Consider the following 14,274-nt stretch of genomic DNA (forward strand, 5'->3'; position numbering starts at 1 on the left):
GGGATTCGCAAAATAAGGAGGATACGAATTGGGAACAGGTTATAAATGGCGGAGAATTCAACTTTTGAAAACCGATGATGCCCTTAACCCCCATATTCCGGAAACCGCATTATTCAGCAAGCCCCAATTATGGACAATGTTGCGCCAGTTTGAAAATGTTATCGTGAAACCGTCCAACGGCCAGGGGGGTTATGGAATCGTTCAAGTTTCCAAGGAGGGGGAAATTTACCATATTCACAAGGATTCTTATAAGCGCAAATATTTGAACCGTGATACAGCCTATGCCAAAATCAGACAATTGACGCGCGGAAGAGCTTATATTATTCAGCAGCGGATCCCGCTTGCGCAAATTGCCGGCAGGCCTTTTGACGTACGAGTTATGGTTCAAAGAATGCCGGGTCAGAATTGGGTCGTTACCGGTAAATTAGCCAAGGTTGCGGGACCGGGTTTCATTGTCACCAATATGCACAGAAGCCGCGGAAAGATACTATCCGTAGGAACGGCGCTGTCGCGTTCAACGGTAAAGCATATCCCGCAGAAGACCATCGAAGCGGAGCTAGACCGTATTTCTCTGCTCACTGCCAAGGTTTTGGGAAACCGTTTTCCGGCAAAAAGAGTGTTTGGCATCGATATGGGAATTGACCTCAACGGGAAAGTTTGGATCATCGAATCCAATTTTGCCCCAAGCGTTTCCTTATTCAGACATTTACAGGACAAAAGCATGTATCACCGGATTCTCAGATTCCGAAAAGCTTCGTAATTTCCGTTGACACATGCTTTCATGCAAAAGCCTCCATGATACGCCGAAGCGCGCGTCATGCGTGGCTTCTTTTCCATTTCCACTGCTTGTACTGGTAATAGATAAAGCACCCGGCGCAAAATCCCGCCAGTGCGGCGGATGCAGCGGCTGCAACGATCAACGCGAATACGTAACCGATCATCTGCCAACCCGAAGCGAAGAAAGCAACCGAAACAGTGAGCAAAAAAACTGCAATCGAGTTGTTAAATCGCTGCAGCTCTACGGATTCAGTCCGCGCTCCCGGATGGTCTCCATGAAACAAACGGCCGATCCGAACGAACAGATTCCACCTGCCTCCACTGATTAAACCTACCGTTTGAATCAGCCAAAGTCCTGCAGTAATCCACGGCTGCTGAAACATCAACGACAGCAAAATCATGAACACAATTGCCGCCTGATTCGTGCGAACTAAAAAAATCGGAATTTCTTTCATCCTGAATCACCCACCCATTCATAATACCGACTAAATTAGTCGGTTTACTATAGTTTATTATAGGTGATTATTCCGACTTTTTCAATAGGGATTAAGAAAAGCTTCTATCGAAGCCTTTTCAAAGATTGTCACCGAGTCCTTTCCGATGCGGTAAAAAGGCATTTACACGTAAGGATTATTTTCCTTTTCAAACCCGATCGTCGTCTTCGGGCCGTGTCCCGGGTAAACTCGGACATGATCGCCTAAGGGAAAAAGAAGTTCATGGATGGAACGATACAGCTCCCGCGAACTGCCCCCCGGCAAATCGGTTCTGCCGACCGAATTATGGAACAGGACATCCCCGCTGAACAACCTGTCACCGTGAAGCAGGCTGACACTGCCCGGTGAATGCCCCGGCGTGTGGAGCACCTCGAAATCGACGCCCAGCAAACGAAGCCTCTGCCCGTGTCCGAGCTCGAATTCCGCGGGCGCGCTTGAAATCGGCGGTCCGATTTCCGGCCACATCAGGGAGCCGTTCAATTCCGGGCCGGTCAGCCAATCAGCCTCCAGGGGATGAAGATAAACCGGGCATCCCTTCATTTTTCGGATCTCGTCAACCCCTCCGATATGGTCGAAATGCGCATGGGTCAACACGATTGCTTCAATCTCTATGTCCTTGATGCGCTTGATCAGCATCTGCGGATTCATGCCAGGATCGATGATTATCCCTTTGTTTTCTTCAGGCTTCAGAATCAAATATGCGTTTGTGGCAAGCGGCCCCAACGGGAACATCTCCATCTGCAGCGCTTGCTTTTCACCGAATATATCAATAACGCCCGAGTTCAATTCGATTCCTCCCTCAACTTGAAGTGCGGGCCGGCATATAAAGACTTCAGCCGGCAGATTTGCTGTTGGCCTCAATCACCCGAAGAATCTTCCGGATTTCTTCGTCCGACAGCGTCTTTTTGGCTCGATGGGTTTTCAGGAAATGAACCAGCCGATCCAGTTTTACGGTCGCAAACGCCGGGCTGCTGCCGATCAACTCACAGCCCGGATGAGCAAAGCATAAAATGCCTACGACATCGCCCGCCAATCCGTTCTCTCTGACCAGTTCCTTTAATATGTATTCGTGGCGGTACATTTGGGCGGTCGGATCGTTCTTGGTCCCCCTCCCGCCATCCCGCTCGATTCCGGTTTCCGTAAAGGCAATTTGCCCGGACCAATACTTGGTTTCGATATGAAAAATTCCGTTCGGGCCGACCACGACGTGATCAAACTGCTGGCAGCTCCCGCCGGAGCAGATCATCTTCGAATTCAAAATCTTGTACTCGCTGCCGAGAAATTTCAACTGATGGGCGACGGCCTTTTCCCCCGATATGCCCGCCTGCTTGATGCCCTTCTTTTTATCCAAGACCGATTTAACGGCGAAATAAGCAGCCGCCAGCACTACCGCCCCGATTATGAAGGGCGGCGCCAACGGACCCGCCTTTTCATGAATGCTCTGCCAATTTTCGCCCAGCGTTTTGCCGAAATAAATAAACAGCACGCTCCAGGGAACGGTCGCCAGCAGCGTATAAAGACCGAATTTCAGCAGCGGCATTCTCGCCATCCCTGCAGGGACCGACACCGCCTGGCGCAGCACGGGAACAAATCTGGAGGTAAACACGATACCCGCTCCGTAGCGGTTGAACCAGCCTTCGGCAATATCCAGGTGTTTGGGCTTGATCAGCAAATACTTGCCGTACTTTTCCACGAAAGGCCTTCCGCCATACCGTCCGATCCAATAGAGGATCAGCTGCGCAATCATGATCCCCGCCGTTCCGTAGAGGACGGCTCCAATAAAGGTAATATTCCCTTGCGAGACCAGAAATCCTCCGTAGGAAAGGACGATTTCACTTGGAATGATCTCGACGGCCAATCCGAACATAATTCCCCAATATCCAAGATCGGCAATCACATTCAGCAGCTGATGTATGATATCCTGCATTCTTATTCCTACTTTCTCTCCAAATCCTTCTTTGACGTCCCATGCCATTTCATGGCACCAACAGGTGATGAAAATGGCAAGCTGAAGCGTCCTCGAAGAATTCACATTTAAATATTTTTTAGCGGAAAATGAATTTTCAAGATGGTTAACATCCCTATTCTATAATAATCAAATTCATGCCTTTCTGCAAAACTGCAAAACGCCTTGATCACGACTCCCTCCTTCCTTTGAAAACCGCCTGTCTCTGCCTGCCAATTTGCTGTCATGTCAAGACAAGCCCAAGCATATGCTAAATTTGAACAAACTGTCATGAGGTGGTCTAATGTCCAAAATTATTATTATCCAACGGAAGCACCTGCTAATGATCGCAACCATAGTACTGATCATGATCATTTTTTTGGAGTATGCCGCTCGGGAAAAAGGCGTTCCCGCGAATACTCAGGTCACCGGCGCGAGAATGATTCATATGGTGGCGGGAAAATTCGAGTCGGTAACGAAGGACGGAAAAATCATCGAGGCTTACCGTTGGGATCCCGGAACAATCCCCGTCAAAGAAGGGGAATTGGTCAAGCTCAGCATTTACGGTATCAACGGAGAAAGCCATCCGTTCGTGATCGAGGGATTAAACGTCAAAGGCGAAGTGAAAAAAGGGCAGGAGACAGTCGTCACGTTCACGGCAAGCAAAAAAGGAATTTACCGCATGATCTGCTTTGCCCATCCGGACATTGCCCATAACGGTCCGATGATCGCTTACATCGTGGTAAATTAATTTATTTTTTATTTATAAAGGCTGAATAAACCGGAAACTTGGAACAAACGCTGTGGCCTCGCGGCTTCTCCCGGCATAAAAATAATAGGGAGAGGAGTCGTGATGCAACATGGATACGTCAAAAGAGAAACATCAACGGGATGTTCCTTCCGCAAGAGAAGTCAGAAGAGCCTGCAACCGGGAATTGTTCCGGACGATGAAGCGGCTGAAAATCTGGATTCCGCCCGACCAAATCGTCAAAGCGGAGGAAATCTACTTCCACAAAGTGATCGGGAACCTCCCTTGGATTATAGAAAGCAGGAGCAACCGAAAAGCGCTTTCCGACTGGTGGGAGGAAAATGTCGCCCCGGAAATCGCCGAATTATGGAGCGTCGAGCTTCACGAACTGTCACGCGCATTCCGCGACGCTTTCGGCGGGTAAATCGGTTGCGCTTGCGACCGAAAACAACATAAACGGCCGCGCCTTCGGGCAGCAGCCGCTCAATTCAACATGAATGCTTCCGGATTCTTGTTCAGAATCCATCCTGTCATTCGGTCTTGGCTTCAAGCTTTTCTCGCAAGACCCTCATTTCCTGATCGATGATTTCCTGCTGCGCAGCATTCAGTGTTTCCCGGGACACGCCCGGCACATACGCTTGACGGGCCACCTCTGCTTCCGTCTCCATCCGGAAAATCTTCTCCTCTATGCGGTAGAAGTTCCGCGATGCGCTTCCCCCCTCAATCGTCTGTCCGCTGTAGCTCACTTGCGACATCTGTTTCTTCACCTTCGCCAACTGCACCCGGCTGGCCAGTTCGTTGCGCTTGTTGCGCATTTTATAAAACTCTTCCTTCATCTCGTGCAGCTGCGCTTTCAATTCCTCAGCCTGCGTCTGCGCCTGCTCATGCAGTCCCGCAAATTCCTCAGCCTTCTGCTCGAGATAAAGCTTCTCCTCCAGCGCCTTTCTCGCGATCGCCTCCCTGCCTTCCTTAAGCGCCGACATCGCCTGCAACGACCGCTCCTCCACGCTGCGGCGGGTTTCCTCCAACCGTTGGCCGATCCGCCGTTCATTGGCGATTTGTTTGGCGACCGTCACCTCCGCCTGAGCGATTTCCTCCTCCATATCCCGCAAGTACTGGTTCAACATCGCCACCGGTTCTTCCACTTTATCCAGCAAATCGTGAATCGATGCTTTCGTAAGATCTCCTATCCGTTTGAAAATTCCCATCTTCATTCTTCCCCTTTCTCTTGTTTCTCATATTGGGCCAACTTTGCTTTCAGCGCTTCGATTTCTTTCTCCATCGACTTTCTTTCCAAATCCTTCATGACTTCATCCAGATTCGATTCCGCCGCGTACTTCGGCTGTTGGGCATAAGCAGCACCGCCCATACCCATGGGGCCGTCGGCTTGGCTTACGCCGGACCAACCGTTATAGCGGGGTCCTCCGTATGCTCCGCCTCCCGGATATGCCCCTCCGCCAAAGCTCCCTCCGGCACCCGGATGCGTACCGGCGTACGGGCCGAACGGCTCCTTCGGGATCACCAGACCGGCCACGATGTACAGAAAGATAACTGCGCCCCCGGTGAAAAAAGCCGCTGCCGCCACAACCAGCCGCAGCAGCGTCGCATCGACGTTCAACTGCTCCGCGAGTCCACCGCACAAACCGAAGATCTTCTTATCCCGCTGCGAGCGATACAATCGTCTCATCAGACGCCGCCTCCTTCCTGCCGCAGCTTGCGTCTCAGACGCTCCAATTCCCCATCCAGCGCCTCTTTCAGCGCCGTTCCCGCATACATTGCAGCTTCGCGTCCCAACCGCCGCACATCTTCCAGCGACCGCGCTTCCAGCTCCATATCGGAGACGCGCTCCTCCATTCGCCTAAACAAGCTCTCAGCTGCACGGCCGCCCATTCCGCCTCGGTGCGCGTTCATCCGCTGCCGCAGACAGACCGATTCCAGCCGGGCCAGGTAATATTCGCGTTTGTTGCACACATCCTGATAGTCGGCCTTCAGCTGAGCCAACTGCAGGCTCAGTTGGTCTGCGGCGTCTTGCGCCTGTTCGTGCAATTCCTTGTACCGCTTGCTGTTTTCCTCATGCAGCAGCTTCTCCTGCAGCGCCAGACGGGCCAAATGATCCTCCCCGGCTTTGACGGCCAGCAGCGCCTGATTTTCTCTTTTTTCCTTCTGCTGTTCAGCCTGCAGAAATTGCTGCTTCAGATGAACCGCATGCCGCAGGCACTGTGCCGACAGCGCCTCGGTTTCGCGTATGTGATCCGCTTTTTCCAACAGATAGCCGTCGATCAGCCTTACCGGATCCTCCGAGCGTTCCAGCCAGTCGTTAAAATTCGCCAAAGTAATGTCCCGCATTCGTTTGATCATGCTCATGGTTCGGTTCATTCCTCCTTGCCTTCTCTCTGATTATTCCCAGCTTTTTTCTATATAAATTCCGTTGTTCTCTCCACGTCGATTTTTCAAGGCTGCTTCATATCCGGGACAGCTGCGGTTTCAATATACGCCCGGGCGCTTTTTGAATAAGGACGCACCGTAGACGATCAGCCCGATCCCCACCAGAAAGCCGATGATGCCCGCGAACTTGCCGATCAGCGCGAAACTGCCGACCGTCAGGATGAGCCAGCCCCAAAACCGGCTTCCGTTCCTGATGCCGAAATATCCCAAAGCCACCATCGCGATCGGGATCAAATATCCCATCAGCGGACCGAGGATGAATCCCAGCTTGCCGAGAATGATCAAAACGCCGAAAGCGATCAAGATCAGGGCAAGCCCGTTGCTTCCGTTCATTTTCATGTCTATCACCGCCTTTCGCTTTCAATCCATTGCCTTTCGCTTATGTCTTTATTGTAGCCGCAGCCGCCCGCAGCCAAAACGGCCCTTCGGCGGTTTTTGAACCTGGACTTTGGTCGGGAAGCTTGTCAAACCCTGGTTCCGGAGATTTTGCAAGCTATTAAAAATTTTAGCGGCAAAGAACATTCTTGTAGGTTTGGGCGCACCATTTCGGTTACAATAGGATACATGGGGCAAAATTGCAGATTTTGCAAATAGAACGGGGTGCGACATGATTTCATTTTATAAAAAATATTGGAGAACCGTATTCGATATCGGGCTCATAGTGCTGACCGTTTACTTGATTATGCTGGCCTTCAGCCATCTATGGAAAATAGCCGCACCGATCTTTCTGGCCGTTGTCATATTTTATATCATCGAGCCGCTGGCCAAATTTCTGCACCGGGGAAAAATCAAGAAGTCGTTCGCTTCCGCCGTCTCCATCCTTGTATTTGTCCTGATCGCGCTAGCTCTAGTGACCACGGCCGGGGTCATCTTCGTCGCTCAGATCAGCAACCTGATCGCCAAAATTCCGGTTTACAGCGAGATCCTCAAAAACCAGATCATCTTATTGACCGACATGCTCCAGGAAAAAATCAACACACTGCCGCCGGACATTACGACCAAGGTCGAAGAATACACCGGAAAAGCGACGGAACAAAGCGCCGTATTCATCACGTGGCTGTTGAGCAATCTGCTGACTTTTCTGACCTCGTTTTCGACATTTATCATCAATTTCAGCATTGGGGTGATTCTTGCCTATTTTTTGAGCGTTGAAATCGAGACATGGAACCGGATTGCCAAAACCAAAACGCCGAAAACGTTCAAAACCGCTTTTTATTTTCTCAAAGAAAACGTATTGAAGGGGCTTGTCAGCTATATCAAAGCCCAACTGAAACTGATCACCATTACGTTCATCATCGTGTTGGCCGGTTTGTTGGTTCTGAATGTAACCAATTCTTTCTCCATCGCCCTGCTTTCGGGTCTGTTCGATCTTCTGCCGCTGCTGGGTGTCTCCACGCTGTTTATACCTTGGATCATTTATCTGTTCATTGTCGGTCAAACGAAGCTCGGCATCTCGCTGTCTGTGCTTTTGGGTGTCATTCTCGCGACGCGGCAATTTCTCGAACCGAAAATTACCGGTGATTCTCTCGGCGTCTCCGCCTTTACGATGCTGTCGTTCATGATTATCTCTCTTTCGCTGTTCGGCGTGGCCGGTTTGATTCTATCCCCGATCCTGATCATTCTGATCAAATCGCTTTATGAACAAGGCTACCTGCAGCAGTGGATCCGCGTTCCCGAAGAGGAATACGACCCCTGAACCGTTGAATTTTGATTCCCTGACAATGAACAACCCCTTTTCGCATATGGTGTTTTATCGCATGATTTTACCCGCGGCACTTGATGGGCGAAATCATCCAGGCCATATGGGAGGAAACAATAGATGCATTGGATTTCCATCATTTTGATCGGCATCGCATCCAATCTTGACAACCTGGGAATCGGATTTTCTTTCGGAATGCGCGCCGTGACCATACCCTTCTTTTCAAATGCCGTAATCGCATGGTTTTCCATGGTTGCCACTTATTTGTCCGTTCTGTTCGGAAAATGGATCGGCCATTACATTGCTCCGGCAATCGCCAATGTCAGCGGAGGGATGCTCATCGTATTGATCGGCGTTCTAACGCTGCTGGCTCAATTCCATCAATCTTCCGGAAAACCGCAACAAGCTGCCCTCGGTTCTGCCGATTCCAAATCTCCCGACTCCCTCAATCGCGCATCGACCGACTCCGTCGAGGCAGCATCCAAGGACACCCCCGCTGTCCGCGAGGCTGCCCACCGGGAACGATCCGGAAATCATACGATTTCCGTCCGGGAAACCGTTACTCTCGGCTTGGCCCTTGCCATCAACAGCATGGCCAGCGGCTTTGGCGGGGGCATCAGCGGACTCTCCCCGATCTGGACATCCGTTTCCGTCGGCGCCTTCTCGCTGCTGACCGTGGCTTTCGGAGTTCATGCGGGGCAGCGCATCGCCGACTCCTGGCTGGGCAGATATTCAAACTTGATCGGCGGCCTGCTGCTGATCGCCATCGGCCTCTATGAGGCCATTGTTTAGACGAAATAAATTTGAATCCGTTCTGACAACTAAACGGAGACGCGAATAAACTCGCGTCTCCATACATTTGCCATTATATTAATTCATGTGGGAACCCCATTTTGTATTCGTGTCACTACCATTCTGCCAAGGAAAGGCTTCTTTTGGTTTAAGAAAAAAGGGGCTGTTCCATCCGTCTGGTGTCGTTCATCCAGTCGAGCTCCCGGGCACAGGGCTTCGTATCTGGTGGAGGAACCCCAGCGTTTGCCTTTGAATTTGGATGAACACCTTAGCGATTCATTCCAAGCATCCAAATTCAACAGCAACCGGAACCAGATACGAACCCGAATAGTCGGACCATTCTCGACTATTTTTTTACGACACACTTTCTTCTTGGAAGCCCCTTCTCATTCGTCGGGGACAACCTAATTCCGATAACCGACTTCCTGTGAAATTTTCAAACCGGTCGCTTTCATCAACTCGATCAGCTGGACCTTTCTTTCGTCGGACATGCGGACCGTCGGACCCGATATGCTGACGGATGCGATCACCTGCTTGCGATGATTGAAAATCGGCACGGCCACGCACTGGATTCCCAGTTCATTCTCTTCGTCGTCAAAAGCGTATCCTTCTCGCCTCACACTTTCCAACTCCCGGATATAAACCTCTTTATCCGTGATCGTTTTCTCGGTATGCGGGTCCATTCCATTCTTGTCCAGGAGCACCTCCACTTCATCCTCCGGAAGAAAGGCCAGGATCGCTTTGCCGACGCCGGTGCAGTGAACGGGCGCGCGCCTTCCCACCTTGGAGTGCATGCGCAGGGTTTCGTTGCCTTCCAGCTTTTCGATATACACCACTTCCCCGTTATCGAACAGAGCAAGATGAATGACTTCGTTCGTCTCCTCCTCCAGATCGATCAAAAACGGGTAGGCCTGCTTTCGCAAATCGATCGTGTCGATCAGATTGTTCGCCAGCTCCAATAAAGCGAAGCCGAGCCGGTACTTTCCGGTGGCCTGGTCCTGCTCGACCAAATGGTGCTTCATCAACGTTGCCAATATTTTGTAAACAGAGCTTTTATTGATATCGACCTGCTTGGAAAGCTCGGTGACCCCGCAGCCTTCCCGGTATCCGCCGACGATTTTCAGGATTTGCATCGCCCGGTCAACCGACTTTACCGTTAATTCTTGCTCCATCATCCCATCCTCCCCGGCATCTGCTCTCTTTCATTATACATCAGCCGGTCAAGGAGCGGCGGCCGCGGCTTGCTTTACTTCGACACAGCGTGAAGGAGAAGGGAACATTTTGTCGGGATTGCACAGGTTTTCCGGATTGAAAACATCGCGAACCGCCAGTTGCAGCGCAATCTCCTCTTCGCTGAAGACATAGCGCATTTCTTCCTTTTTTTCAATGCCGACCCCGTGCTCCCCGGTAATCGTGCCGCCTACATCCGCGCAAGCCTTCAGCACCTCGGAGCCCGCTTTGATCGCCTTGTCGGTTTCGCCGGGCACCCGGGCATCGAACAGGACCAACGGGTGAAGGTTGCCGTCCCCGGCATGGAACACATTCGCAATCCGCAGCCCGTAATGATTGCTGATGTCCGCGATTTTGGCCAGCACCTCGGGCAGCTTGCTGCGCGGAATCACGCCATCCTGCACAATATAATCGGCGGACAAGGTGCCCATTGCGCCGAAGGCCTGCTTGCGGTTGTTCCACCAGCGGGTTCTTTCCGCCTCGCTGGACGCCGCTCTGACCTCCCGCACGTTCCTCTTTTCGCAGATCGCGATGATTTGCTCCGCCTGCTCCTCGATCCCCGCTGCAATGCCGTCGACTTCGATGAGCAGAACCGCTCCCAGATCCTTCGGATAGCCGACAGGATAATTCCCTCTTTCCACGCCTTCGATCGCCGTTTGATCCATCATTTCCAAGGCGGCCGGAATGATTCCCGCGGAGATGATGTCGGAAACCGCATGGCTGGCGTCCTCCACCCGATCGAACAACGCTCCGACCGTTTTCAGCGCTTCGGGCTTTTTCAGCACTCTGACGGTGATTTCCGTGACGATGCCCAGCGTCCCTTCCGATCCCGTAATCAGTCCGATCAAATCGTAACCGGGCACATCGGGAACGCCGCCCAGCTCAAGAATTTCGCCGTCCGGAAGCACCATTTGCAGGCCGAGCACGTGATTCGTGGTTACCCCGTATTTGAGGCAGTGCGCGCCTCCCGCGTTCTCCCCGATATTGCCGCCGATCGTGCAGGACCGTTGGCTGGAAGGATCGGGCGCATAATAATAGCCTTTTTCCGCTATGGAATTGCTCAGCTTCAAATTGATATAGCCCGGCTGAACCACAGCCCGCCGGTTGGGCAAATCTATCTTCAGCAGCTTCTTCATCCGCACCAGGCTGATCAACACTTCACCGCCGATGGGGATTGCTCCCCCGCTGAGGCCGGTCCCCGCCCCTCTGGGGATAAAAGGGATCTTGCGCGAATACAGAAGCTTCACCACCCGCGAGACCTCCTCCGTGCTCGAAGGGAATACGACCGCACGCGGCTTGGCCTTGTGAATGACATACCCGTCGCATTCATAAGCAACCAGATCCTCATGTTTGTACAATACGCTGCCCGGACCGGTTATCGAAAGCAAATCCCCGATGAGCGGATCGCGTCCGGCTGCTTCCTGCTCTTGCAGTCTATTGCTGAACATCGCTACTCCCCCGTCTCATTCTGGTATGCCCAGTCCAACAGTTGAACCGTGTGGACCACTTTTTCCTTGCGGTGATGCTGATGAACGCCAAGCGCGATCTGCATCATGCAGCCCGGATTGCCCATAGTGATCAGCTCGGCCCCCTCGGGGATATCGTCCATTTTGCGATCCAGCAGCTTGGACGCCATCTCCGGATGGGTGATGTTGTAGATCCCCGCACTGCCGCAGCAGCGGTCGGCATCGGGCAGCTCCACCAAACGGATCCCCGGAATGTCCTTCAGCAGCTCCCGCGGCTCGCTGCGGACTCCCTGCCCATGCGCCAAATGGCAGGCGTCATGATAGGTAATCGTCTTGTCCACCCTGCCCTTAGGCTTGATGTAGCCGTTCTGGTGCAGGAACTTGGAGACGTCGATGACTTTCGCCGAAAATTCGGCTGCTTTGTCCCGATATTCCGGGTCCTCATGCAGCAGCTCACCGTATTCTTTCATCGCGGCCCCGCAGCCCGCGGCATTGACAACCACCGCATCCACATCGGCATTCAAAAATGCGTCGATATTTTGCCTTGCCAGCGCCTTGCCCTGTTCCCGGTCGCCCGCATGCAACTGCAGCGCGCCGCAGCATCTTTGCTCCCGGGGCAAATGAACCTCATAGCCGTTGCGCGTCAGCACCCGAATCGTCGACTCGTTGACATCGCTGAATGCCAAATCCATCACGCAGCCGGTCAGCATGGCGACTTTTTGGCGGGTTTCCCCTTGAGCCGGTACGACCTCCGGGTATTTTTTCAGCACCGGTGTTTGGACATCCGGCAGCACGGCCTCCATCCCTTTCAGGTGCTTCGGAAGCACATTCAGCACACCGGTTTTTCTCGCCACCGTACGCAAGCCGGATTTTTGATAAAACCGGGTCAGCTTGCCCACAGCATGCAGCCGCGATGGATGCGGGAAAATCCCGCGAAGGAACAGGCGGTTGATGGCGCCCTTCCAGCCCGTAAGCGGCATCGCTTGACGAACCTGCCCCCGTGCCTCCTCGATCAGCGAGCCGACCTGCACATTGGCCGGACAGGCGGTTTCACACGCGCGGCAATCCAGGCATTGGAACACCGGATCGGCAAACGCTTCATTGACGGCGAGCTTTCCTTCCGCCACGGACTTGATCAAATGCACTCTTCCCCGCGGCGAATGCTGCTCCAAGCCCGTTTCCTGATAGGTCGGACAGGCTTCGAGACACATCCCGCAGTGCACGCAAACCGAAAATTTATCTTCGTTCGGAGGATCCGGCCACAAATAATTGCCCAATTTTCCGTTTCCCATGATCAAATTCCTCCCGCAAATCTTCCCGGATTCAGGATTTTTTTCGGATCGGCATGCTCCTTGATGCCTTCCATCAAACGCCGGACAGCCGGATTCGTTCCGCCCCAGACGTCGATTTTTTGTCTTGCCGCCAGCGGAGCCTTCTCCACCGCCACATAACCGGCGGCTTCGGACAGCTTCCGCCGCATCGCTTCCAGCAATCCGAACGCCTTGCCTTCATCGGCCTCCTGAAGATGGAAATGCGAGATGCCCGTACCTGTTCCGCCATGCGCGTAAAGCTTGATTCCTCTTGCCTGCGCTTCCCGTTCGACAAATTCCACAAGCGGCGCCGTATCCGTCAGCAGGCTTCCGGCCTTGAACGAAAACCGGATCGCTTCTCCATCCGCTGAGCCTTCGAGGTCCGCAAGGCGCCTCCACCAAGCGGAAGCGTCGCTGTCCCGCAGCGATGCGGCTTCCTTCAGGCCGCCGGCATTCGCTCTCACCCACTGCTCCTGGGCGGCAACCGCTTTCTCCACATCCTCAAAGCCAACCGCCAAGGCAAAGCAAGAGCTCCCTCCCAAGTACGCGTTCAAGGCGGGATTGAGCATTTCCAGGGCGACAGGCTCCATCATCGAATCCATGATCCGCTGCGAGAAATCCGCAATCTCCCCAGCCGATCCCTCAAGCAGCATCAGACCTTCGCACTGCGGAATCGGTTTCAATTTGAAGTTGATCTCCGTGATGACGCCCAATGTGCCCATCGAACCGACATACAGCTTGTTCATATCATAGCCCGCAACGTTCTTTACCACTTTGGAGCCGGAGCGAAGCACTTGGCCGTCGGGATAAGCCACCCGCATGCCGATGACCAAATCACGCGCCGAGCCGTAGCGCAGACGCTTCGGTCCGCTTGTGTTGGCGGCGATGATGCCGCCGATGGTTGAGGTTTCCGACAGCGGAGCATCGATCGCCAAAAATTGACCGACCGGAGCGATTTGCTTTTGAATTTCGGCCAGCGTCGTGCCCGGCCTCACGGTCAGCACGAGGTCGCCCGCCGAATGCTCGACGATTCCTTTCATTCGGGCGAGCGAAAGCACGATATCCGCTTCCCCGAGAATGCCTCCGAGTCCCCGTTTCGTCCCCCCGCCCTCGGGGATGACAGTCAACGAATGGTCATTGGCAAATTTGAGCACTTGACTGACTTCCGATTCGTTGTCCGGATAGACCTTCAGGCGTCCCGCATTTCCGTAGATTTGCCTGCCCGGGTCCGTCTGATCGCTGCTTTCCTGCGAGATCTTATCCGTTCCCTGCAGGATGTCAGCCAGCCGCTCCGCCGCTTCCAAGATGCCGGACTTTGCTGATGCAGCCATGATTCGCCTCTCCTTTCAATATGTCTGTCCGTCGCAC

The 14,274-nt window shown here is 53.1% G+C and carries 16 protein-coding genes and 1 pseudogene; 5 read left to right on the forward strand and 12 right to left on the reverse strand.

Translation table 11 applies throughout. The features are described from left to right. Nucleotides 1–28 precede the first annotated feature (28 nt). Nucleotides 29–760, forward strand: coding sequence for a YheC/YheD family protein (locus tag VF724_RS10925; protein WP_371754280.1), 732 nt, complete (start codon nt 29–31; stop codon nt 758–760). A 55-nt stretch (nt 761–815) separates the two neighbouring features. On the opposite strand, the gene VF724_RS10930 is transcribed toward VF724_RS10925, so the two are convergent. The 4 genes and pseudogenes from VF724_RS10930 to uptA all read right to left on the reverse strand — a co-directional run. Beyond that, on the reverse strand, nt 816–1,232 hold the full coding sequence (locus tag VF724_RS10930) for a DUF4395 domain-containing protein (RefSeq protein ID WP_371754281.1): 417 nt from the start codon (nt 1,230–1,232) through the stop codon (nt 816–818). A 162-nt stretch (nt 1,233–1,394) separates the two neighbouring features. Beyond that, nucleotides 1,395–2,009, reverse strand: a complete 615-nt coding sequence (locus VF724_RS10935; RefSeq protein ID WP_371754351.1) for an MBL fold metallo-hydrolase — start codon at nt 2,007–2,009, stop codon at nt 1,395–1,397. 94 nt (nt 2,010–2,103) lie between these two features. Further along, entirely contained in the window at nt 2,104–2,622 is a 519-nt protein-coding gene (locus tag VF724_RS10940) for a nuclease-related domain-containing protein (RefSeq protein WP_371754352.1), read from the reverse strand. Then, nucleotides 2,608–3,198, reverse strand: a pseudogene (uptA, locus tag VF724_RS10945) (undecaprenyl phosphate transporter UptA); the annotation flags it as partial. The gene VF724_RS10940 and the pseudogene uptA, both read right to left, overlap by 15 nt. A gap of 322 nt (nt 3,199–3,520) precedes the next feature. Here uptA and VF724_RS10950 point away from each other — a divergent pair. Both VF724_RS10950 and VF724_RS10955 read left to right on the forward strand, forming a co-directional pair. After that, nucleotides 3,521–3,967 carry a cupredoxin domain-containing protein gene (locus tag VF724_RS10950; RefSeq protein WP_371754282.1) on the forward strand — a complete coding sequence of 149 codons (447 nt, stop codon included), beginning with the start codon at nt 3,521–3,523 and terminating at the stop codon, nt 3,965–3,967. A 109-nt stretch (nt 3,968–4,076) separates the two neighbouring features. Continuing rightward, nucleotides 4,077–4,388 (forward strand): dehydrogenase, encoded by a 312-nt coding sequence (locus VF724_RS10955; protein WP_371754283.1) that lies wholly within the window; start codon nt 4,077–4,079, stop codon nt 4,386–4,388. 106 nt (nt 4,389–4,494) lie between these two features. Here the strand turns inward: VF724_RS10955 and VF724_RS10960 are convergent, their stop codons facing one another. The 4 genes from VF724_RS10960 to VF724_RS10975 form a co-directional block, all read right to left on the reverse strand. Then, nucleotides 4,495–5,172: a PspA/IM30 family protein gene (locus VF724_RS10960; RefSeq protein ID WP_371754284.1), complete on the reverse strand. Its 678-nt coding sequence runs from the start codon at nt 5,170–5,172 to the stop codon at nt 4,495–4,497. Nucleotides 5,173–5,174: 2 nt separating this feature from the next. Continuing rightward, a complete protein-coding gene (locus VF724_RS10965) occupies nt 5,175–5,651 on the reverse strand; it encodes a PspC domain-containing protein (protein ID WP_371754285.1) in 477 nt (158 codons plus the stop codon). Continuing rightward, a complete protein-coding gene (locus VF724_RS10970; RefSeq protein WP_371754286.1) occupies nt 5,651–6,340 on the reverse strand; it encodes a PspA/IM30 family protein in 690 nt (229 codons plus the stop codon). The genes VF724_RS10965 and VF724_RS10970 overlap by 1 nt, the downstream gene beginning before the upstream one ends. Before the next feature lie 108 nt (nt 6,341–6,448). Next, nucleotides 6,449–6,748: a hypothetical protein gene (locus tag VF724_RS10975; RefSeq protein ID WP_371754287.1), complete on the reverse strand. Its 300-nt coding sequence runs from the start codon at nt 6,746–6,748 to the stop codon at nt 6,449–6,451. 268 nt (nt 6,749–7,016) lie between these two features. Here VF724_RS10975 and ytvI point away from each other — a divergent pair, with 268 nt between their 5' ends. Continuing rightward, on the forward strand, nt 7,017–8,105 hold the full coding sequence (gene ytvI, locus VF724_RS10980; protein ID WP_371754288.1) for a sporulation integral membrane protein YtvI: 1,089 nt from the start codon (nt 7,017–7,019) through the stop codon (nt 8,103–8,105). 123 nt (nt 8,106–8,228) lie between these two features. Further along, a complete protein-coding gene (locus VF724_RS10985) occupies nt 8,229–8,900 on the forward strand; it encodes a manganese efflux pump (protein ID WP_371754289.1) in 672 nt (223 codons plus the stop codon). A gap of 404 nt (nt 8,901–9,304) precedes the next feature. Here VF724_RS10985 and VF724_RS10990 read toward each other — a convergent pair whose 3' ends face one another. From VF724_RS10990 to VF724_RS11005, 4 genes are read right to left on the reverse strand one after another with little or no spacing between them, the layout of a single operon-like run. Next, complete coding sequence (locus tag VF724_RS10990) at nt 9,305–10,072, reverse strand: IclR family transcriptional regulator (RefSeq protein ID WP_371754290.1); 768 nt, start codon at nt 10,070–10,072, stop codon at nt 9,305–9,307. Nucleotides 10,073–10,120: 48 nt separating this feature from the next. Then, nucleotides 10,121–11,578 carry an FAD-linked oxidase C-terminal domain-containing protein gene (locus VF724_RS10995; RefSeq protein ID WP_371754291.1) on the reverse strand — a complete coding sequence of 486 codons (1,458 nt, stop codon included), beginning with the start codon at nt 11,576–11,578 and terminating at the stop codon, nt 10,121–10,123. A 2-nt stretch (nt 11,579–11,580) separates the two neighbouring features. Next, entirely contained in the window at nt 11,581–12,888 is a 1,308-nt protein-coding gene (locus tag VF724_RS11000; protein ID WP_371754292.1) for a (Fe-S)-binding protein, read from the reverse strand. A gap of 2 nt (nt 12,889–12,890) precedes the next feature. Beyond that, complete coding sequence (locus VF724_RS11005) at nt 12,891–14,237, reverse strand: FAD-binding oxidoreductase (RefSeq protein WP_371754293.1); 1,347 nt, start codon at nt 14,235–14,237, stop codon at nt 12,891–12,893. Nucleotides 14,238–14,274 lie beyond the last annotated feature (37 nt).

Source organism: Ferviditalea candida (assembly GCF_035282765.1).
GTDB lineage: Bacteria > Bacillota > Bacilli > Paenibacillales > KCTC-25726 > Ferviditalea > Ferviditalea candida.

Coding starts and splice junctions, on each gene's coding strand:
- VF724_RS10930 (WP_371754281.1), bottom strand. CDS start 1,232: ATGAAAGAAATTCCGATTTTTTTAGTTCGCACGAATCAGGCGGCAATT.
- VF724_RS10935 (WP_371754351.1), bottom strand. CDS start 2,009: ATGGAGATGTTCCCGTTGGGGCCGCTTGCCACAAACGCATATTTGATT.
- VF724_RS10950 (WP_371754282.1), top strand. CDS start 3,521: ATGTCCAAAATTATTATTATCCAACGGAAGCACCTGCTAATGATCGCA.
- VF724_RS10955 (WP_371754283.1), top strand. CDS start 4,077: ATGGATACGTCAAAAGAGAAACATCAACGGGATGTTCCTTCCGCAAGA.
- VF724_RS10960 (WP_371754284.1), bottom strand. CDS start 5,172: ATGGGAATTTTCAAACGGATAGGAGATCTTACGAAAGCATCGATTCAC.
- VF724_RS10965 (WP_371754285.1), bottom strand. CDS start 5,651: ATGAGACGATTGTATCGCTCGCAGCGGGATAAGAAGATCTTCGGTTTG.
- VF724_RS10970 (WP_371754286.1), bottom strand. CDS start 6,340: ATGAACCGAACCATGAGCATGATCAAACGAATGCGGGACATTACTTTG.
- VF724_RS10975 (WP_371754287.1), bottom strand. CDS start 6,748: ATGAAAATGAACGGAAGCAACGGGCTTGCCCTGATCTTGATCGCTTTC.
- ytvI (WP_371754288.1), top strand. CDS start 7,017: ATGATTTCATTTTATAAAAAATATTGGAGAACCGTATTCGATATCGGG.
- VF724_RS10985 (WP_371754289.1), top strand. CDS start 8,229: ATGCATTGGATTTCCATCATTTTGATCGGCATCGCATCCAATCTTGAC.
- VF724_RS10990 (WP_371754290.1), bottom strand. CDS start 10,072: ATGGAGCAAGAATTAACGGTAAAGTCGGTTGACCGGGCGATGCAAATC.
- VF724_RS10995 (WP_371754291.1), bottom strand. CDS start 11,578: ATGTTCAGCAATAGACTGCAAGAGCAGGAAGCAGCCGGACGCGATCCG.
- VF724_RS11000 (WP_371754292.1), bottom strand. CDS start 12,888: ATGGGAAACGGAAAATTGGGCAATTATTTGTGGCCGGATCCTCCGAAC.
- VF724_RS11005 (WP_371754293.1), bottom strand. CDS start 14,237: ATGGCTGCATCAGCAAAGTCCGGCATCTTGGAAGCGGCGGAGCGGCTG.